Origin of the sequence: Streptomyces sp. NPDC014727, assembly GCF_043083485.1 — a bacterium.
Classification (GTDB): domain Bacteria; phylum Actinomycetota; class Actinomycetes; order Streptomycetales; family Streptomycetaceae; genus Streptomyces.
The window spans coordinates 228,822-247,328 of sequence record NZ_JBIBYR010000003.1 but is presented as its reverse complement, the minus strand read 5'-3'; the positions used below and the strand labels follow the sequence as shown (position 1 = coordinate 247,328).

Sequence of the window (18,507 nt, the reverse complement as noted above, 5' to 3'; positions counted from 1 at the left end):
CTTGTGGGAGCGCTCCCAAGCCCGGCAGGATGAGCCGATGAACGAGCCCGCCCGCTCACGGGCCTACCACCCCGACGACCGTGCGGCCCTCGCGGACATCTGCGTCCGCACGGCCGACAACGGTGGCGACTCCCGGCATCTGTACCCGGACCCGGAGCTGGTCCCGTCGATCTTCGCCGCCCCGTACGCGTACCTCGAACCCGACCTGGCCTTCGTGATCGACGACGGTACGGGCCGGGCGGTCGGATACATCCTGGGCACCGCCGACACACCTCGGTTCGCGCGCGAGTTCCGCAAGCGGTGGCTGCCCCTCGTGCGGGACCGCTTCCCGGCACCGGACGGTACTCCGCGCACCCCCGGCGAGGAGATGGCCGCTCTTCTGCACGCGCCGGAACGGATGATCCTCCCCGAACTCGCCCGCCACCCCGCGCACTTGCACATCGATCTGCTGCCCGCCTGGCAGCGGAAGGGGTACGGCAGAGTGCTGATGCGCACGTTCCTGGCCGCACTGCGGGGCAAAGGGGTCGAGGCGGTGCATCTGTCCATGCTCACCGCCAACACCCCGGCCAGGGCGTTCTACGACCGGCTCGGCTTCGGCGAGATCCGGGTACCCGACCCCGGCCCCCTCACCTATCTGGGACGCGGCACCGAACCGGACCTGTAGCCGCCCGCCGGGACCGGCGGGGTGGTGTCCCGCGCACACTCGCACGGTGCGCTCCATCCATACCGACGGGGTGCCGGTCCCGGACATGCGCGGGTGTCTTCGCGTCATCCGCGCCGGACCGCCGCGAAGAGGGTGTCGCGGGTGTTCGCTGGGCAGGTACCGGTGTACGACCCGGGAAAAGGGACGAACCGGCCGGTGCCGAGGCGCGTGTGACGTGAGGGAGCAGACCGTGTGGCAGTTCTCCGACGATCGTGGGCAGTTGTCGACCGCAGAGCGGCGCCCGGCGCGGGTGCTCGCCTACATCCAGGCCGGGGCCTCCCTGTGGGACCAGGGCATATGCCCGGGCGCGATATTCGGCTCCGATCATGACGACCACGCCGTACCGGACACGGCGAAGGCCGGATCACTGCCGTTGACCGAGGTGCGCTATCTGGGCGCGGGCAGCGCCCTGGACGTGGACACCCTGCTGGGCGTCGAGCCGGACCTCGTCGTGGCCGTCAGCTACGGCGGTGGCCATGTCTACGGGCTCGCCCCGGAGACCGCCAAGCATCTGGAGGAACACGTCCCGGTCGTCGTCGTCGACGTGGGGCAGGCGCGCACGCTCGCGGAGATCGGTGAACGCTTCGCACGGCTGGCCCGGTCGCTCGGCGCCGAGGAGCCCGCGTCGGCGGCACGGGACCTGGACGCCGCCCGGGACAGGCTGCGCACCGTCGCCGCCGGACCGGACGGGCCCCGGGTGCTCGCTCTCTCCCCGGCCGGTCGGGATCAGGCGCACCTGGCCCGCCCTCGCATGTGGCCGGAGCTGCGTGCGCTGTCCGAGCTCGGCGTCGACCTGGTGGAACCGGCCGAGGGGCCCGGCGCGAACTGGTCGACGGTCGGCTGGGCGGAGGCCGCGACTCTGCGCCCGGCCATCGTGCTCGCCGACATCCGGTCCAACGCCACCCCTCTCGACGAACTCCGGACTGGCGATGGGTGGTCGGCGGTCGAGCAGGGAGCCCATGTGCTGCCCTGGAACCCGGAGCCGGTCTGCAGCCCGCAGGCCCACGCGCGGTTCCTGACGCTCGTGGCCGACGCGCTGGAGGCCGCCGCCCATCGGCGATGACGTGCTCGGCCGCGCAGTGGGCCGCCCCGCCCGCCGCACAGCGCGCGTGTGCCGATGCCCCGTACGGACGCTTCCGATCGCGCGGGCCGCTCTGGTTCGCGAGGCTGGCCAGGAGTGCCCCGAGCCGATATCGCACGTCCCCAGGAGCAGGCATGCAGCAGGACAAACACCCGCCCTATCGCCCCGTCGTCTTCCGGGACCGTTCGGCGGGTTACGCCTTTTTGACCCGGTCCACGGCATCGAGTGAGCAGACGATCGACTGGGACGACGGCAACAGCTACCCCGTCATCGACGTGGAGATTTCCGCGGAGAGCCATCCCTTCTTCACCGGTAAGGCCCGGGTGGTCGACTCCGAGGGACAGGTTGCCAAGTTCGAGCGCCGGTACGGCGAGGAGGGACGTAAGGACGCCTCCTGACCCATGTACGCATCCGCGCTGCCTTGACGAGAGCCCCTTGTCCGAGCAGTGCCCGCGTACGCACCCGAGCACGCCCGTCCGCGCGCCCCGGCAGGCCCGCGCCACGAACCGAGCCCCCCCGCCCCTCCCGGAGGGGTGGGGGACTTTGTCCGTCACATCTTCTGACAGTCTTGGCCGACTCCTCGTGACGGCCACCTGGAATCGACCGCAGCCGTCGCGGACCGACGCTCGTGCTGCGGATCCGGGCCACGGGCGGCCGCACCGGGACGCTCGTCGACCGCCGGCCGTCCGCGCGACCGACACGCACTGTGCATGAGGCAGGATCGGGCTCAATGTGTTCGGAGGCCGCACCGCCCACCAGGCCTCCTTCGTCGCCGCACTCCAGGAGACCTCACCCTCATGCTCGACAGACTCGACCTGCTGGTCATCGGTGAATGCGTCGCCGACATCGTCCGGCTGCCGGGCGCGCCCGATCAGGTCCACCCGGGCGGCAGCCCGGCCAATGTGGCGTACGGCGTGGCCAGGCTCGGGCACGGTGCCACCCTGCTCACCCAGCTCGGCCCGGACGACAACGGCCGGCTGATCAGGGACCACCTGGCCGGCGCCGGGGTCGAGGTCCGCACGGACGGCGCCACGGCTCCCACCCCGTCCGCCGCCGTGATCCTGGACCGGGCCGGCCGGGCGGCGTACACCTTCGAGATCACCTGGACGCTCGCCCCGGTCTCCCTGGACCGGACGCCCCACCACGTCCACACCGGGTCCATCGCGACGGTGAGGGAGCCCGGAGCGGCCACCGTCCTCACCGCCGTCGAATCGCTGCGGACGTCCGCGACCGTCAGCTACGACCCCAATGTCCGGCCCGAACTGATGGGGGACCACGACGCGGCCGTCCGCAAGGTCGAGCGGTGCGTAGCACTCAGCGATGTGGTCAAGGCCAGCGACGAGGACCTGGAGTGGCTGTATCCCGGTCAGGAGCCGGAACGGGTCGCCGAGCGGTGGCTCGCCGCCGGCCCGGCCGTCGTCCTGGTCACCCGGGGAGGCGATGGCGCGCTGGCCGTCGTTCCCGGCGGGCAGGTGGCGGTCGAGGCGCTGGCCACCGTCGTCGTCGACACCGTGGGGGCGGGCGACGCCTTCATGTCGGGTACCTTGCACGCCCTCGCCTCGCACGGGCTGCTCGGCCCGGACGGCCGGGAACGGCTGCGCTCGGTGGACCGGGCCACGGTGAGCGATGTCCTGCGTCACGCCGCGGCCTGCGCCGCCGTCACCGTGGCACGGTCCGGCGCCAACCCGCCGGACGAGACGGAGCTGAAGGCGGCGCTCGCCCGGGGCTGACCACGACGGTGCCGCCGCCCTCTCGCCGGACCGCGGCACCGTCCAGCCGTCGGCGCGGGTCCTGGCGGACCGGGACCGGGCGGCGCGGAGCCCCGGCGTCGGTCCGGCCGGTGCTCGGCCGGGGACACCCGGCCCGTACGGTGCACGGATCGCCGGCCTCGCCCCGAGGAGCCGTTGCTCACCCGGGCGCGACGGGCCGGGGCCCGCTGTCGTCGTCGAGGAACTCGACGACGGCGAGCGCGAACAGCGCGCACAGCGCGATCCACACAGTGACCAGGCCCGTCGGCCGGTCCCACGCCACCAGGACCGCCGCGGCCACCACGACCACCGTCCAATTCAGCCAGGCCCTGGTCCGGTGCACCCACCTGCCGACCGGGCCGCCGGTGAACCCGGCCGCGTCGCGCACGGCACCGATGCCGTCGCCCCACATGGCCTTGACACGGGTGGCGGCGCGGCCGTCGCCGATGAGCCATGCCGCGAGAGCCACCACGATGCCGAGTGTGATCACCAGCCGGACCAGGGTGCGTACGGGGCCGGCCAGGGCGTCGAAGACGGAACCGGCTGCCGGGTGTGATACCTCGGGCGGAAGACTGTCCAGATAGAAGGCCCGGCCCACCCACACGACCAGCCCGAGCACCGCGGCACCCGCGGCGACCGCCAGCGCCGTCGTGACCAGCGCGCGGCGGCGGCGCACCGCGAGGAGCACCCCGCCCGCGGCACACGCCAGAGTGACCAACGGCAGCCAGAAGCCGATGATCTGCAGAGCCCGGAACCACTTCTTGGCCCTGCCGACGGATTCGGAGGTCAGCACCGTGAAGTCGGTGTGGATCTCGGGGATCTTCGCGGCGATCGCCAGCCCCCGGTCGACGAGGTTGTGTTTCAACCGGTCGATCACGGGCGCCAGGTCGATGGTGACGGTGTTGCTGCCGAGCTTCACCGCACCGCCGGCGCTCCCGGTCAGAGCCTTCAGCGTCGCGGACCGGGCGGTCCGGTTGAGGTCGGTCCAGATCGTCTCGAACGCGTCGCTGGCGACGAACCTTTCGGCGGTTGTGTGGACGAACTCCGAGACCCCTGTGGTGAGGGGGCCGCTCAGCCGCCCGAGCGCCTTGTCGACCACGGGCCGGTCCGCGGGGGCGACGTCGGCCAGCAGCGCCTTCACGTCGAGGTGTTTCATGACGGCGTCGGTGACGCGGTCGGTCACCGCGGTCTGCACATCCAGGTCGGATGCGAGCGGCGCCATCATCGCCACGTAGTTGTCGGTGTCGCCGAGCTGATTCTTCGCCCAGGTGGACACGATGCTCAGCGGCGTGAGGACGGCCGCGACGACGATGAGCAGCGCCGCGAGGAACGAACGGGCCCGCAGCCGGTGCCGCTCCGGGGGACGGGCCTCCAGCGCCGCCACCCTGGCGCGCAGCGCCGCCAGTTCCGTGCCTGCCTCCGGGGACTCCGGCCGATCGCCGTCCGCTTCCATGTCCCCAGGGGATGCCCTGCCGGTGCGCACAGCGCGGCGGACTGCTGCGGACGGGGGAACACGGTCACCGGACGCGCGGCGGGACCCGGACCATTCGGCCCGGCGGTGACCCGTTCGGCTCAATGAGCGCATCCTCACCGGGGCTACTGCCGTTCGACAACCGGTAGACGTGATCGATTACGAGCAGGGGGCGGAACATGGGGCGGACCGATGTGGGTGTCGCGGTGACGGGCGTGGGGGTGGTGAGCCCCGCGGGCGCGGACGAGCACACCTTCTGGGCGGGACTGTGCGAGGGCGTTTCCATGGCCCGCGGCTGCGAGGAACTGGCCGGGCTGCCTGTCGACTTCGCCTGTCCCGTGGACGGGATCGACCTGGACGAGGCCGTCGGCGGGCGCTCGGTGTGGCGGATGGCGAGGTTCGTGAAGATGGCGCTGCTCGCCGCCCGGCAGGCCGTGGCGGACGCGGGACTGTCACCGGAGCGCTGGGACGGCGACCGGGTGGGGGTGGTGCTGGGCGTCGGCGTCGGTGGGGTGTCCGTGCTCGCCGACAGTCTGCGCAAGCTGGACGATGCCGGGCCGGAGGCGGTGTCGCCGCTCCTGGTCCCGATGATGATGCCCAACGCCGCCGCCGGTGAGGTCGCCATCGCGCTGCGGGCCCACGGCCCGAGCCTGGCACCGGCCGCGGCGTGCGCGTCCGGGGCGACCGCGATCGCCGTGGCCCGTGACCTGCTGACGAGCGGACGGTGCGATGTGGTGGTGGCGGGCGGCGCCGAGTCCGTACTGACTCCGCTGGTGGTGAGCGCGTTCGCGGCAATGGGCGCGCTCTCCCTGCGGACCGGCGATCCTACGGGGGCGTCGCGGCCGTTCGCCGCGGACCGGGACGGATTCGTGATCGGCGAGGGCGCCGCCGTCCTCGTGCTGGAGCGGACGCCTGACGCGCACGCCCGCGGCGTACGGCCGCGCGCCCTGCTGACCGGTACGGGGTCAGCCACCGATGCCCACCACCCCACGGCCCCGCATCCGGACGGAGCGGGCGCGCGCAGGGCCGTGGGCGCGGCTCTGCGCGAGGCGGGCTGGGCGGCCCACGACGTCGACCACATCAATGCGCACGGCACGTCGACCGCGCTGAACGACGCGATGGAGACCGCGCTCATCTCGGGACTCTTCCCCCACCGCCCCTCGGTGACCGCCCCGAAGGGCGTGCTCGGGCACACCCTCGCCGCGGCCGGGGCGATCGAAGCGGTGGCCACCGTACTGACCCTGGAGCGCGGTCTCGTCCCGCCGATCGCCAATCTGGACTCGTTGCCGGACGGGTTCGACCTCGACTGCGTGGTCAAGGAGCCCCGCACACAGGACGTCGAGCGGGCACTCAGCCACTCCTTCGGCTTCGGCGGACACAACGTCGTGCTCGCCTTCCAGCGGGCCGAAGCGGACGGCCGGTCGCGGACGGCCCCCGGTGTCCTCGCCGCCGACTGATCGTTGTTGTCTCATGACCGCAACGACCGACAGCCTCTCCGCCGACCGGTCCACGGACCTGCTCACCGGCGTGCTCCTCGGCAACGGCTTCCGCCGGGAGCACGCGTTCTGGCAGCGGCTGATCAGCACGGAACCGTTCCGCCGACCGGAGCGCCGCACCCCCGAGGAGCGCCTGCAACTCGCCTACGAGCGGCTCCGGATCCTCAACGACTGCCTGGACAGCGGCGCCAGGCTCGCCGCCGACCTGCGTGCACTCGCGGCCCTGCACGAATGGCTCGGCCCGGTCGACCCGGCACTGACCACGGTGGCGGGCATCCACTACAACCTCTTTCTCGGCAGCCTCCTGGACCACGACGGCGACGGACGGCGTGATCTGTCGGACTTTCTGCGGCTGCGGAGCGTCGGCACCTTTCTCTGTACAGAGGTGGCTCACGGCAACGACGCGGCTGCCGTCGAGACCACGGCCGCCTATGACCGCGAACGCGACGGGTTCGTTCTGCGCACGCCTCACGCGGGCGCCCAGAAGTTCATGCCCAACACCAGTCCGGCGGGCGGGCCCAAGACGGGGCTCGTGGCCGCGCGTCTGCTCGTCGACGGCACCGATCACGGGGTCTTCCTCTTCCTCGTGCCGCTCACCGACGCCGTCCGGGCGCTGCCCGGGGTGCGGGTCCGCAGGCTTCCCACGCGCACGGGGAGCCCGGTGGACCACTGCCTGACCTCCTTCGACGAGGTCTTCGTGGCGCGCGACGCGTTGCTCGGCGGGGACCATGGACGGATCGGTGACGACGGCGAGTTCAGCAGCGCCGTCGGCAACCGCAGGGGCCGCCTCCTCGCGTCGATCGGACGCGTCACCTCCGGCAAGATCTCGATGAGCGCCTGCGCGGTCGGTTCCGCCCGCGCGACGCTCGCGGTCGCCGTGCGCTACGGCGGCCACCGGTACATCACCGGGCCCCGCGGCTCCCGTCGGGTCCCGGTGATCGCCCACCGCAGCCACCACGGCCCGCTCTCCCGTGCCATGGCCACCGTCTTCGCGATGAGCCTGCTGCACCGCCGGGCGCTGGACCGCTGGGAGGCGTGGGTGGACGGACCGGGTCCGGACCGCGAGGAGGCGGAAAGACTGGTCGCCGTCGCCAAGGGGTGGATCACCTGGCAGGCCAGGTCCGTGATCGTCGAATGCCGCGAACGGTGCGGTGCGCAGGCGCTTCTGGAACACAACGGCATGAGCGAACTCATCACGGGGGTGGAAGGCGCCATCACGGCGGAGGGCGACAACCTGGCCATCCACGCGAAGGCGGCCGCGGAAATGCTCTTCGCCACCGAACCGGCCGGCCACGGTGCTCCCTCCGGCGGGGAATCCGGCGACCTCGACGATCCCCGGTTCCTCGGCGGGCTCCTGGCGGCCCTGGAGGGGATCTGGTTCGGCCGGGCCAGGGAGCGGATGAGCCGCGCACCGCACGGCGATCCGCTGGGACGGTGGAACGCCGCGTCCGGGCCGGCCCTGCGTGGCGTCGAGGCGCACGCCCACTGGCAGGCCGCCGAGGCGTACACGGACGCGGTGACCGGTCTTCGGGACGGTCCCGCCCGTGAGCGACTGGTCGACCTGCAGAGGCTGTTCGCACTCGACCGGATCTCCCGGAACAGCGGGGACCTGCTGGCCGCAGGGCATCTGACGGTTGATCAGGTCAATGATCTGCCGGACATCGTGGACCGACTGATCACCGCCGTCGCCGCTCATCTGCCCTCCCTCGTGGACTCCTTCGCGCTGCCGCCGGAACTGCTCGCCGACTGGCCCATCGCGGGGGCCGACTACATCGAGGCGTACGACGATCCGGAGGCCGGCTGGCAGCCGGACGGGGGCCGGGCGACGGTTCGGGGGGAACGGTGAGGACCGTGACAAGAACGGGAACAGCTGTGCGATCCCGCTCGGTGCGGGAGGCGGCCGGAGCCCTCGGTGTCCGCGCTGTGCTGCTGGTCTTCTGGGGTACGGCAGCCGTTCTGTCCCGGTGGTGCACGCGGCCGCGGCAGGGCGGTGGCGAATCGGTTCGGCACAAGGCGTAACTGGAGACACGTCACCCAGTTGATTCGGCGTCGGGACGGTGCCCCCGCCGTCACCGGCAGTCGTACCGAATGATGGAGAGGAAGCTCATGAGTGCCATTCATCCCAAGATCACCGAGGTTCTGACACACACCTTCAAAGTGCCCGCCGTGGAGATCCGTCCGGATTCCACGATGGACAGCCTGGAGATGGACTCCCTCGCCGTCGCCGAGTTCGCCGTGCTCATCAGGGAGACGCTGGGTGGCCAGGGAGACTTCGACAAGCTCCCCAAGGGCGCCACCCTGGCCGAGATCACGCGATTCATCGACGGGGCCGACGGCGGGTCGCCGGTGAGCGGTGCGGCACCGATGAGCAACGCCCGATGAACAGGCCCGTCATCGCCGTCACCGGCCTGGGCATGATCACCCCGGTCGGCAACGACACCGAATCCACCTGGAAGGGCGTGTGTGCCGGAATCTCGCCGGTGCGTACCGTTGCGGCACTCGAAGGCTGCGCGATCGATTTCGCCTGCACGGTCGACGGAATCGATCTGGACGCCGCGGTCGGTGGACGCACCTCGTTCCGGATGGGGAGGTACACCAAGTTCGCCGTTCTCGCCGCCCGGGAGGCGGTCGCCGACGCCGGGCTCGACCCGGCGGAGTGGGAGGGCGGCAGGGTCGCGGTGGTCGTCGGCACCAGCAGCGGGGGCTCCGCCTCACTGACCGAGCAGGCCGTCGTGCTCGACCGGCTCGGGCCCGACGCCACCTCGCCGTCGGGCATCCTGCTCACCATTCCGAACATGCCGGCGGCCGAGATCGCGATCCAGTTGCGGGCGACCGGTCCCAGCATGGCGCCGTGCACCGCCTGTTCGTCCGGCGTCACGGCCCTGTCCGTCGCCCGCGATCTGCTGGTCACCGGGCAGTGCGACATCGCGATCGCCGGAGCCACCGAGTCGATCGTCTATCCGGCCGCCATGGCCGGGTTCGCCCGATCCGGAGCCGGGGCCCGGCGGGACGGCGACGCGGCCGGGCTGTGCCGGCCCTTCGCCGCCGACCGGGCCGGGCTGGTCATGGGCGAGGGCGCCGCCGTCATGGTGCTGGAGCGGGCGGACGACGCCCGTGCCCGGGGCACGGTGCCGCGGGCGCTGGTCGCGGGCACCGGGGCCACCACCGACGCCCACCATCCCATCAGCCCGCATCCGTCCGGCGCGGTGGCCCGGACGGCGGTGGAGATCGCGCTGCGCGACGCCGGCTGGACGGCGGGAGACGTCGAGCACGTCAACGCACACGGCACGGCCACCCCGGTCAACGACGCCACCGAGGCCGCCCTCATCGCCCGGGTCTACCCGCACCGGCCGCCCGTCACCGCCCCGAAGGGCGTCCTGGGGCACTGCATGGGGGCGGCCGGAGCGATCGAGGCCGGACTGACCGTCCTGACGCTGCAACGCGGAATCGTGCCGCCGATCGCCAATCTGGACGCCCCGGCGCCCGAGTTCGACATCAACTGCGTCACCAAGTCTCCCCTGCGGCAGCCCATCCGGCGTGCCGTCAGCCACTCCTTCGGATTCGGCGGACACAACGCCGTGATCGCTCTTCAGGGCCCGTAGGCGCCAGGCAGGTGGTGCGACGGGAAACGGCCCGGCGTACCACCGGCCACACCGCCCGTGAGCTGCGCAGAGGCCCGTGATAGCTTGCCGGAGCCAGTCGAACTCCACGAAGGGGTCAGGGAATCCGGTGAGAATCCGGAACTGACGCGCAGCGGTGAGGGGGACGGGCGGGGCCACGGCCACTGGGAACACCCTCGGGTGTCCTGGGAAGGCGTCCCGTCCGCAGGAACCCGAGTCCGAAGACCTGCTGGCACCTGCGATCCGGTACCGGGCGCAGGACGCCGTACAACGGGCTCCGCGTATGGGCCCAGAGACGCAGAGGGACTCCGTGCCGTCCATATCCAGCCCTGTCCGCACCATGGCCGCTTTCTCGGCGGGACTCGTCCTGCTGACCGCCTGCGGGGGCGGAACAACCAATTCTGCCGCGAAGCCCGGCTCCACCGACGGATACCCGGTGACGCTGAGGAACTGCGGACGCACCGTCACCGTCGAATCCGCACCGCACCGCGCCGTGTCGGTCGACCAGGGATCGACGGAGATCCTGCTCTCCCTCGGCCTCGCCGACCGGCTGGCCGCCACCGCGACCTGGACCGACCCGGTGATGAAGGGGCTGGAGAAGGTCAATGCCGGCGTCCCGAGGATCGCGGACAACCGGCCGTCGTCGGAGAAGGTCCTCGACCAGGAACCCGACTTCATCAGCGCGTCGTTCGAGTCGACGCTCGCCAAGGGCGGTGTCGCCCCGCGCGAACAGTTCGAGGAACTCGGGGTCCCCACCTATGTCTCGCCCGCCGACTGCACCGGCAAGGACAACAGCGGCAGCGGGGACGGCGCCCGTACCGAGCCACTGGCCATGGACAGCGTCTACGACGAGGTGCGCGAACTGGCCCGGGTGTTCGGCGTGGCCGGCCGCGGCGACAAGCTCGTGGCGCAACTGCGGGCCCGGGTGAAGAAGGCGGCCGAGGGCGTCGACGCCTCCGACGCCACCATCCTCTACTGGTTCTCCGACTCCAAGGCCCCCTACCTGGCCGGCTGCTGCGGAGCACCCGGCATCATCACCAGGGAACTCGGCGCCAAGAACGTCTTCGACGACACCCACGACGAATGGCCCCAGATCAGCTGGGAGACCGTCGCCGACCGCGACCCCGACGTCCTCGTCATCGGCGACCTGACCCGTAAGGCACAGACCGCCGAGAGCGCCGCGAAGAAGATCGAATTCCTGGAGTCCAACCCCGTCACCAAGAACATGGACGCCGTCAGGCACCAGCGATACGTCCTGCTGAGCGGCCAGGCCATGAACCCGTCCATCCGGACGGTCGAGGGCGTGGAACGCGTCGCCGCCGGGCTGCGCGCCTTCGGACTCGCGGGATGACGGACACGGGACGCGCCGCGGCCCCGGACACGTCACGGACCTCCGCGGCAGGCGCGCGCGGCGCGACGGGGCCGCGGAAGCTGCGCGGCGGAGTCCTGTGGGGCTGCGGCATCGCGCTGCTCGTGCTGTCCGTCGCGATCGCCGTCACCATCGGCCCCGCCCGTATCTCCGTCGCCGACGTCTGGTCCACGACCGCCTCCCACCTCGGCTGGGGCCGGTCACGGCTCACGCCGATCCGGGACGGCATCGTCTGGAACCTGCGCATGCCGCGCACCCTGCTCGCCGCGGTGTGCGGCGCCGGGCTGGCTGTGTGCGGCACCGTCATGCAGTCCCTGCTCCGCAACCCGCTCGCCGACCCGTTCGTCCTCGGCGTCTCCTCCGGTGCGTCGACCGGCGCGGTCGTGGTCGTCGTCCTCGGCGTCGGCGGGGGAGCGGTGTCGATCTCGACCGGCGCGTTCATCGGCGCCCTGTGCTCGTTCGCCCTCGTCCTGCTGCTCAGCCACACCCTGGGCGGCACGACCGACCGGGTCGTCCTCTCCGGTGTCGCGGCCATGCAACTGTTCTCCGCGCTCACCTCCTTCGTCGTGATGACCTCCGCCGACGCCGAGCAGACCCGCGGGGTGCTGTTCTGGCTGCTGGGCTCGCTCGGCGGAGTCGGTTGGAGCGATGTGTGGATCTGCTCCGCCGTTCTCGTCGTGACGCTGCTGATCTGCCTGGGACACGCCCGCACACTCGACGCCTTCGCGTTCGGCCAGGACGCCGCTGCCTCGCTCGGCGTCCATGTCGCGCGCACCCGGATCGTGCTGCTGTGCACGACAGCGCTGCTGACCGCCGCGCTCGTCAGCTCGGCCGGAGCCATCGGCTTCGTCGGCCTGGTGCTGCCGCACGCCGCCCGTGCGCTCGCGGGTTCTGGTCACCGGCGACTGCTGCCGGTCACCGCCCTGGCCGGGGCCGTCTTCCTGGTCTGGGTCGACACCCTGGCCAGGACGGTTCTCGACCCGCAGGAGGTGCCGGTGGGCGTCGTCACCGCCCTCATCGGTGTTCCCGCGTTCGTCCTGGTCCTGTACCGCACCCGGAGAATCGCATGACGGGCGGAGCCACCCGAGGGCTGCGGGCCGAGCGGGTCAGCCGGGAGGCGGGCGGCCGGCTCGTACTCGACGGCGTCCACCTCGCCCCGCCGCCCGGCGCCACCGTCGGGCTGATCGGGCCGAACGGGTCCGGCAAGTCGACTCTCCTGCGGGTGCTCGCGGGAGTCCTCGCCCCGGAGACGGGCGTCGTCACCCTCGACGGCCGGCGGCTCGACGAGATCGGCCGCCGAACGGTGGCCCGAAGGGTCGCGGTGGTCGACCAGCACGCCGTGACCCAGGTCGAGCTGAGCGTCCTGGACGTGGTGCGACTCGGCCGCATCCCGCACCGCAGGGCCTGGGCGGCGCCCGGCCGGGCGGACGACGAAGCGGTGCGCGAAGCCCTGGAGCGGACCGGTCTCGCCGACCGCTGCGGCCAGTCCTGGCACACCCTCTCCGGAGGCGAGCGGCAAAGGGTCCAGATCGCGCGCGCACTGGCTCAGCAACCGCGTGAACTGCTGCTCGACGAGCCGACGAACCACCTGGACATCCAGCACCAGCTGGAACTGATGTCGCTGATCGCCTCGTTGCCCCTCACCGGTGTGATCGCTCTGCACGACCTCAATCTGGCCGCGATGTTCTGCGACCGGATCGTCGTCATGAAGCAGGGGCGCGTGGTGGCCGCCGGAACCCCCGCGGAAGTGATCACCGAGGAACTCATCGCCGACGTCTACCGGGTCAGGGCGCGGGTCGCGCCGGACGGCCCCGACGGGCGGCCGTCGGTGCGCTTCGTGCCCGAGCGCCCCGAGCGCTGACGGCGAGAGGACGGGCCCCGGCACACACGGGTCCGTCCCTCACTCGCGGTCGCATCGCGGCGGTACGCCACGGTGAGCGGGGGTCAGCGGTGGCGTCCCCGGCCGAACTCGCCGCCCGCGTCCTTGCCACCGATGTCCTTGCTGCCGATGCCCTTGCTGTCGGCGTAGTCGATCTGCTCCTTGCGGAGTTCGGCGGAGATCTCCTTCTGCTCGGTCACCCTCTTGGTCTCCATGCGGACCCGTTCGACCGGCACCGTCTCCTTGCGCATCGTGGCACGCTCGGCATGCAGGGTGACCTCGACATCCTGCTCACGGATGTCCGAGCGCCCCGCCGCCGCCCTTTCGCCGGGCTGCAGGGGTTCACGGATCACCCGCACCTCTTCGTGTGTCACCGGCACCGTCCTGGTGACGTTCTCGGTGACGACGTACTTGTGCAGACGGGCCTTGCCGCTCTCGTACTCCTCGGTGCCGACGAGCAGTTGCTCCTCGGAGCGGATCAGTTCCTCCTTGGCGCCCAGGTCGGCGGCGGACCCTTCGGAACCCGCCCCGGCGCCGACGAGGGGACGGGCCGCGCCGGCCGTCCCGGTGTCCGCGCCGACCGGACCGCCCGTCCGCGAGGTGGGGGTCCGGGAGGTACCCGTACCGGTTGCCGGGGTTCCGGCCGCGGTCGGCCGCTCACCCCCGGTCGGGCGCCCGGTGCCGGCGGCTCCCGCCGCGCCCATGGCCGTGGTGCCGGTTTCGGACGTCGTCCTCCCGGTGTCCGCACGGCCGCTGAGTCTGGCGGTGGTGTCTCTGGCAAGGCCGTAGTGGCGGTAGAGCTCTTCCTCCTCCACCACCGACAGATGCGCGTCCGCGTCCACACGGGGGGCTTCCTTGACGCGGTCCTTCGGATGTGAGATGTGCAGGTCGGAGCCGACACGACGCGCCCCCGCAAGTGGCACGAAGCTCTCCTTCATGCCGAACAGGCCGGTCTTGACCGTGATCCAGTCCGGGCGGCCGGTGTTGTCGTCGACATACACCCGGCCCACACTGCCGATCTTCTCGCCCGCGTTGTCGTACACCGTCAGGCCGTCGAGCTCTCCGGAATCCGTGAAACCGCCAGCGGCTCCCATGACCGATTCCTCCTCGCCTGGGCGCGTCCTGTGGCTGGGTCCATCAGGGGAGGCGCGTCCGACTTCCATCGCGCCTCACCCGGATGGACGCTGCAACCTCCCCACCTGCGGAGCCCGTCCCCCGCATGCTCGGCGCCTCGTTGCTGGCCGCCTGTCACGGCGGTGCGCACGCCGCTCCCGCGTTAGGCCGATCGGGTGAGGCGTGGAGGTGTGGCGGGTGCGCGCCGTGCGCCCCCAGGCGGCGGCCGGGCATGCGTCGAGGCGCCGCCCGGCGCGGTGGTACCGGCGACTATCCTGATGATCCGTTCGGACGGTGAGGGGGAGCACGATCGACGTCGACGGGTATCTGGCCGTGCTGGGGGTGGCCCGGTCGGCGGCCCCGACCGCCGAGGCGCTGCGGGCACTGCACCGGGCGCAGGTGGAGCGGGTCGCCTACGAGAACCTCGACATCCATCTGGGGCGGCCGACAGGCATCGGCGCCGAGGAATCCGTGGCCCGGATCATGCGCGGGCGCGGCGGCTACTGCTTCCACCTCAACGGGGCCTTCGGGGCCCTGCTGGCGTCCCTCGGCTACGACGTCACCCTGCACCGGGCCGGGGTGCAGGGCACCCCCGAGGACCCTGCGGGCGCGGCCGGGGACCATCTCGCGCTCACCGTGCGGCTCGACGGCGAGCCGTGGCTGGTCGACACCGGGCTCGCCGGCGGAATGTACGAGCCGTTGCCGCTGCGCGAAGGCAGCTACACCCAGGGGCCGTTCACCTATGCGATGGCCCCGTCGGCGGCGGTGCCCGGCGGCTGGCGGTTCACCCATGACCGCAGCCGGAATGGGTCAGCGCCCTGATGTCGGAGTACTTCCAGCCGTAAACGGTCTGAACGGTCACCCTCAGCCCGCCCTCGACCTGGGTCGGGATGGTTTTCGCTCCAAGCTCACCGCCCACCGGCCGACGACCTTCAGGAGAGCCCCCGTTGACCAGTACCCCGTACCGCATGGACCCGGCCGGCGGCTGCCCGCACGCGGACAACGCCGGGCTGCTCGCCCGAGGGGCCGTGGCATCCGTCGTGCTTCCGGGCGGCGTGGCCGGGATGGCGGTCCTCGGACACGAGGCGCTCAAGGAGTTCCTCGCCCACCCCGACGTGGCCAAGGACGCACGCCACTTCACCGAGCTGGCCGAGGGACGCATCCCCGACGGCTGGCCGCTGAAGACTTTCGCGACCGTGCGGGGCATGACGACGGCCGACGGCGAGGACCACCGGCGGCTGCGCTCACTGGTCGGCAAGGCATTCACCGCACGGCGGGTGGAAGCGCTTCGGTCGCGGATGGAGGCCGTCACCGCCGAACTGCTCGACGGCGTCGAACGTGCCGCCGCGGAGGGCGACGGAACGGTCGATCTGCGCGCCCGGTTCGCACTGCCGCTGCCGATGGGCGTCATCTGCGACCTTCTCGGGGTCGACGCCCGGTACCAGGACCGGCTGCACCGTCTCTCCAGCCAGGTGGTCGCGACCGACACCGGCCCCGAGGAGGCGATGGCCGCCAACAGGGAGCTGCTGGCCCTGCTCGCAGCGGTCGCCGCCGCCCGCGCGGAGCAGCCGGGCGACGACCTGACCAGCGCCCTGATCGCCGCCCGCGACGAAGGCGGTGGCCGCCTCGGTCAGGAGGAGCTCATCGGCACCCTGCTCCTGATGATCATCGCGGGACACGAGACGACGCTGAACCTCGTCACCAACGCCGTACGGGCCCTGTGCACCCACCCCGACCAGCTCGGCCTGGTGAGGTCCGGCCGGGCACGGTGGGCCGACGTGGTGGAGGAGACACTGCGCTGGGACAGCCCGGTCAGCTACTTCCCGTTCCGCTATCCGACCCGCGACCTCACCATCGACGGAACCGTCGTCCCCAAGGGCACACCCGTGCTCGCCGGGTACTCGGCCGCCGGCCGGGACAAGGCCGCGCACGGGCCCGATGCCGACCTCTTCGACGTGACCAGACCGGCCAGGGAAACCGCGGCCCGGCATCTCTCGCTCGGCCACGGACCGCACTACTGCCTGGGAGCGCCGCTCGCCCGGATGGAAGCCACGATCGCCCTGGAACAGCTGTTCACCCGCTTCCCGGAGCTGGACCTCGCCGTCCCCGGCAGCGTGTTGCCCCGGCACGCCGGGTTCGTCGGCAACAGCACGGGGACCCTGCCGGTACGGCTCCGGCCCGGCACGGCTCCCGCCACGGACTGAAGGCGCCCGCACTCATCCGTGCGGCACGGGAAAGCACACCGACGTGTCACCGTGGCACCGCACGGACACCGGCGCCACGGCCGAAGCTCGTACCCTCGGCGCATATGATCGACCGGCCGACCGCCGACCTCGTCCTGCCGCGCCACCGGGGGTGCCTCATCCGTTCCGTACGAATCCGGCTGCCCCGACAACGGGGTGAACTGCTCGCCCGGCACGAGGAGGGTCAAGAACTTCACCATCTGGTGTGGCGGCTGGGGCCGGGCTGGCGGGTGTGCAGCAGCGCCGTGCTCGGCGGCGGCATCGGCGCACGCGCCTGGATCCTCAACGCCCAGGTGCCCGGCGGCTATCCCCGTCTCGATCCAGACCGCCACCTCGCCGAGATCGCCGCGGCGGAACACCTCACGGGGCCCGGCGCCGGACTGATGACGGCCGCTGATGTCACCGCGTACACCGTCGCGGCCGACGAGGGCGTGACGGCGACCGTCACCTGCGGACTCGGCGTACGCGGCTGGGCCGCCGCCCCGGCCGGGGGCACCGGGGAACCACCCCGGCCGGGCACGGTCAACATCGTCATCACCCTCCCGGTGGCCCTCTCCGACGCCGCACTCGTCAACGCGGTCGCCACGGCCACCGAGGCCAAGGTCCAGGCACTCCTGGACGCGGGCCTCGACTGCTCCGGCACCCCCACCGACGCCGTGTGCGTCGCCGCTCCCTCCCCGGGGTCCGTCCCCGGGGAGGCCTTCGCCGGACCGCGCTCCCGCTGGGGCGCGCGACTCGCCAGGGCCGTGCACGTTGCCGTTCTCGAAGGGGCGCTGAGGCAATCCTGAGAACCCACCGCGCCGCGACCGCACAGGCGCGGCCGACGAAGGGAGTCCTCCCATGAACCCAAGCGCCGCCGAAACCGCACGGCAACGGCCGACCGTCGCCGTCCTCGGTACCGGAATCATGGGATCAGGCATGGCCCGGAGCCTGCTCCGGGCCGGACTCGACGTCCGTGCCTGGAACCGCACGCAGGCCAAGGCGGCCCCGCTCGCCGCCGATGGCGCCACGGTGACGGAGACGGCGGAGGAAGCCGTGTGCGGCGCCGATGTCGTCCTCGCCATGCTCCGCGACGGCCCGGCCGTCGCCGCCGCACTCACCGCCGCGGCACCCGGCCTGCGCACGGGGCAGGTACTGCTCCAGAGCTCGACGATCGGGCCCGACGCCACCGACGATCTCGTCCGACGGGCGGCGGATCTGGGTCTGATCTATCTCGACGCACCGGTCTCCGGCACCAAACAGCCTGCGGAGCAAGGCAAGTTGACAGTATTCGTCTCCGGTCCGTCCGCCGTCCGCCAGACCGTGGAACCCGTGCTGGACGCGGTCGGAGAGCGAACGGTCTGGGTCGCCGAGGTCCCGGGAGCGGCCTCGCGGCTGAAACTCGTGGTCAACACCTGGGTGATCAACCTGGTCAACAGCGTCGCGGAATGTCTCAACCTGGCCGAGGGCCTGGAGATCGATCCCCGGACTTTCCTCGATGCCATGCGGGGCGGCCCGTTGGACTCCCCGTACCTCCAGGGCAAGTCGGCCGCCGTCCTCACCGGTGACCTCGCCCCGAGCTTCACCCTGTCCACGGCCCTCAAGGACACCCGTCTCATCCTGGCCGCCGCCGGGGCATCGGGTGTGCGGCTGGACCTGGTCGCCGCCTCGGCCGACCGTTTCGTGCGTGCCGAGGCGGCGGGGTACGGCGGCGAGGACATGATCGCCACCTTCTACGCGGGCCGGGCACCGGGGAAGGACGGCGGCTGACTCCGCCTCGGCCTGCTCGTCCTGAGCAGAGGTGC

The 18,507-nt window shown here is 72.1% G+C and carries 17 protein-coding genes and 1 riboswitch; of the genes, 15 read left to right on the top strand and 2 right to left on the bottom strand.

The window, feature by feature from the left end; genetic code table 11:
• Positions 1 to 37: 37 nt before the first annotated feature.
• The 4 genes from ACF1B9_RS07170 to ACF1B9_RS07155 all read left to right on the top strand — a co-directional run bounded on the left by ACF1B9_RS07170 (position 38) and on the right by ACF1B9_RS07155 (position 3,514).
• The gene (locus ACF1B9_RS07170; protein WP_391739531.1) at positions 38 to 664 is read left to right on the top strand and encodes a GNAT family N-acetyltransferase; all 627 of its coding nucleotides are present in this window, start codon (positions 38 to 40) and stop codon (positions 662 to 664) included.
• A gap of 214 nt (positions 665 to 878) precedes the next feature.
• Entirely contained in the window at positions 879 to 1,766 is an 888-nt protein-coding gene (locus ACF1B9_RS07165) for an ABC transporter substrate-binding protein (RefSeq protein ID WP_391739530.1), read from the top strand.
• 152 nt (positions 1,767 to 1,918) lie between these two features.
• Complete coding sequence (locus ACF1B9_RS07160) at positions 1,919 to 2,182, top strand: type B 50S ribosomal protein L31 (RefSeq protein ID WP_266744486.1); 264 nt, start codon at positions 1,919 to 1,921, stop codon at positions 2,180 to 2,182.
• A 399-nt stretch (positions 2,183 to 2,581) separates the two neighbouring features.
• Positions 2,582 to 3,514, top strand: coding sequence for a carbohydrate kinase (locus ACF1B9_RS07155; RefSeq protein ID WP_391739529.1), 933 nt, complete (start codon positions 2,582 to 2,584; stop codon positions 3,512 to 3,514).
• 178 nt (positions 3,515 to 3,692) lie between these two features.
• On the opposite strand, the gene ACF1B9_RS07150 is transcribed toward ACF1B9_RS07155, so the two are convergent.
• Entirely contained in the window at positions 3,693 to 4,985 is a 1,293-nt protein-coding gene (locus tag ACF1B9_RS07150; RefSeq protein ID WP_391739528.1) for a hypothetical protein, read from the bottom strand.
• A gap of 197 nt (positions 4,986 to 5,182) precedes the next feature.
• Between ACF1B9_RS07150 and ACF1B9_RS07145 the strand changes: the two genes are divergently transcribed.
• The 7 genes from ACF1B9_RS07145 to ACF1B9_RS07115 all read left to right on the top strand — a co-directional run bounded on the left by ACF1B9_RS07145 (position 5,183) and on the right by ACF1B9_RS07115 (position 13,349).
• Positions 5,183 to 6,460 (top strand): beta-ketoacyl-[acyl-carrier-protein] synthase family protein, encoded by a 1,278-nt coding sequence (locus ACF1B9_RS07145; RefSeq protein WP_391739527.1) that lies wholly within the window; start codon positions 5,183 to 5,185, stop codon positions 6,458 to 6,460.
• A gap of 13 nt (positions 6,461 to 6,473) precedes the next feature.
• A complete protein-coding gene (locus tag ACF1B9_RS07140; protein ID WP_391739526.1) occupies positions 6,474 to 8,345 on the top strand; it encodes an acyl-CoA dehydrogenase in 1,872 nt (623 codons plus the stop codon).
• Between the two features lie 260 nt (positions 8,346 to 8,605).
• Positions 8,606 to 8,881, top strand: coding sequence for an acyl carrier protein (locus ACF1B9_RS07135; RefSeq protein ID WP_391739525.1), 276 nt, complete (start codon positions 8,606 to 8,608; stop codon positions 8,879 to 8,881).
• The gene (locus ACF1B9_RS07130; RefSeq protein WP_391739524.1) at positions 8,878 to 10,101 is read left to right on the top strand and encodes a beta-ketoacyl-[acyl-carrier-protein] synthase family protein; all 1,224 of its coding nucleotides are present in this window, start codon (positions 8,878 to 8,880) and stop codon (positions 10,099 to 10,101) included. The genes ACF1B9_RS07135 and ACF1B9_RS07130 overlap by 4 nt, the downstream gene beginning before the upstream one ends.
• A gap of 77 nt (positions 10,102 to 10,178) precedes the next feature.
• Positions 10,179 to 10,368: riboswitch (cobalamin riboswitch) on the top strand.
• A 91-nt stretch (positions 10,369 to 10,459) separates the two neighbouring features.
• Positions 10,460 to 11,470 carry an ABC transporter substrate-binding protein gene (locus ACF1B9_RS07125; protein ID WP_391739523.1) on the top strand — a complete coding sequence of 337 codons (1,011 nt, stop codon included), beginning with the start codon at positions 10,460 to 10,462 and terminating at the stop codon, positions 11,468 to 11,470.
• The gene (locus tag ACF1B9_RS07120; RefSeq protein ID WP_391739522.1) at positions 11,467 to 12,558 is read left to right on the top strand and encodes a FecCD family ABC transporter permease; all 1,092 of its coding nucleotides are present in this window, start codon (positions 11,467 to 11,469) and stop codon (positions 12,556 to 12,558) included. The genes ACF1B9_RS07125 and ACF1B9_RS07120 overlap by 4 nt, the downstream gene beginning before the upstream one ends.
• Positions 12,555 to 13,349 carry an ABC transporter ATP-binding protein gene (locus ACF1B9_RS07115; RefSeq protein ID WP_391739521.1) on the top strand — a complete coding sequence of 265 codons (795 nt, stop codon included), beginning with the start codon at positions 12,555 to 12,557 and terminating at the stop codon, positions 13,347 to 13,349. The genes ACF1B9_RS07120 and ACF1B9_RS07115 overlap by 4 nt, the downstream gene beginning before the upstream one ends.
• An 83-nt stretch (positions 13,350 to 13,432) precedes the next feature.
• On the opposite strand, the gene ACF1B9_RS07110 is transcribed toward ACF1B9_RS07115, so the two are convergent.
• Positions 13,433 to 14,461 carry a PRC and DUF2382 domain-containing protein gene (locus ACF1B9_RS07110; RefSeq protein WP_391739520.1) on the bottom strand — a complete coding sequence of 343 codons (1,029 nt, stop codon included), beginning with the start codon at positions 14,459 to 14,461 and terminating at the stop codon, positions 13,433 to 13,435.
• 313 nt (positions 14,462 to 14,774) lie between these two features.
• Between ACF1B9_RS07110 and ACF1B9_RS07105 the strand changes: the two genes are divergently transcribed.
• The 4 genes from ACF1B9_RS07105 to ACF1B9_RS07090 all read left to right on the top strand — a co-directional run bounded on the left by ACF1B9_RS07105 (position 14,775) and on the right by ACF1B9_RS07090 (position 18,472).
• Entirely contained in the window at positions 14,775 to 15,302 is a 528-nt protein-coding gene (locus tag ACF1B9_RS07105) for an arylamine N-acetyltransferase (RefSeq protein WP_391739519.1), read from the top strand.
• A gap of 146 nt (positions 15,303 to 15,448) precedes the next feature.
• Positions 15,449 to 16,684, top strand: a complete 1,236-nt coding sequence (locus tag ACF1B9_RS07100; protein ID WP_391739753.1) for a cytochrome P450 — start codon at positions 15,449 to 15,451, stop codon at positions 16,682 to 16,684.
• Positions 16,685 to 16,788: 104 nt separating this feature from the next.
• A complete protein-coding gene (locus ACF1B9_RS07095) occupies positions 16,789 to 17,511 on the top strand; it encodes an adenosylcobinamide amidohydrolase (RefSeq protein ID WP_391739518.1) in 723 nt (240 codons plus the stop codon).
• 52 nt (positions 17,512 to 17,563) lie between these two features.
• On the top strand, positions 17,564 to 18,472 hold the full coding sequence (locus ACF1B9_RS07090) for an NAD(P)-dependent oxidoreductase (RefSeq protein ID WP_391739517.1): 909 nt from the start codon (positions 17,564 to 17,566) through the stop codon (positions 18,470 to 18,472).
• The last annotated feature ends 35 nt before the right edge of the window (positions 18,473 to 18,507 follow it).

What these genes read in the sequence shown, in the direction of transcription:
- ACF1B9_RS07170 (WP_391739531.1), top strand. Translation starts at nt 38, where the DNA reads ATGAACGAGCCCGCCCGCTCACGGGCCTACCACCCCGACGACCGTGCG.
- ACF1B9_RS07160 (WP_266744486.1), top strand. Translation starts at nt 1,919, where the DNA reads ATGCAGCAGGACAAACACCCGCCCTATCGCCCCGTCGTCTTCCGGGAC.
- ACF1B9_RS07155 (WP_391739529.1), top strand. Translation starts at nt 2,582, where the DNA reads ATGCTCGACAGACTCGACCTGCTGGTCATCGGTGAATGCGTCGCCGAC.
- ACF1B9_RS07150 (WP_391739528.1), bottom strand. Translation starts at nt 4,985, where the DNA reads ATGGAAGCGGACGGCGATCGGCCGGAGTCCCCGGAGGCAGGCACGGAA.
- ACF1B9_RS07145 (WP_391739527.1), top strand. Translation starts at nt 5,183, where the DNA reads ATGGGGCGGACCGATGTGGGTGTCGCGGTGACGGGCGTGGGGGTGGTG.
- ACF1B9_RS07140 (WP_391739526.1), top strand. Translation starts at nt 6,474, where the DNA reads ATGACCGCAACGACCGACAGCCTCTCCGCCGACCGGTCCACGGACCTG.
- ACF1B9_RS07135 (WP_391739525.1), top strand. Translation starts at nt 8,606, where the DNA reads ATGAGTGCCATTCATCCCAAGATCACCGAGGTTCTGACACACACCTTC.
- ACF1B9_RS07130 (WP_391739524.1), top strand. Translation starts at nt 8,878, where the DNA reads ATGAACAGGCCCGTCATCGCCGTCACCGGCCTGGGCATGATCACCCCG.
- ACF1B9_RS07125 (WP_391739523.1), top strand. Translation starts at nt 10,460, where the DNA reads ATGGCCGCTTTCTCGGCGGGACTCGTCCTGCTGACCGCCTGCGGGGGC.
- ACF1B9_RS07120 (WP_391739522.1), top strand. Translation starts at nt 11,467, where the DNA reads ATGACGGACACGGGACGCGCCGCGGCCCCGGACACGTCACGGACCTCC.
- ACF1B9_RS07115 (WP_391739521.1), top strand. Translation starts at nt 12,555, where the DNA reads ATGACGGGCGGAGCCACCCGAGGGCTGCGGGCCGAGCGGGTCAGCCGG.
- ACF1B9_RS07110 (WP_391739520.1), bottom strand. Translation starts at nt 14,461, where the DNA reads ATGGGAGCCGCTGGCGGTTTCACGGATTCCGGAGAGCTCGACGGCCTG.
- ACF1B9_RS07100 (WP_391739753.1), top strand. Translation starts at nt 15,449, where the DNA reads ATGGACCCGGCCGGCGGCTGCCCGCACGCGGACAACGCCGGGCTGCTC.
- ACF1B9_RS07095 (WP_391739518.1), top strand. Translation starts at nt 16,789, where the DNA reads ATGATCGACCGGCCGACCGCCGACCTCGTCCTGCCGCGCCACCGGGGG.
- ACF1B9_RS07090 (WP_391739517.1), top strand. Translation starts at nt 17,564, where the DNA reads ATGAACCCAAGCGCCGCCGAAACCGCACGGCAACGGCCGACCGTCGCC.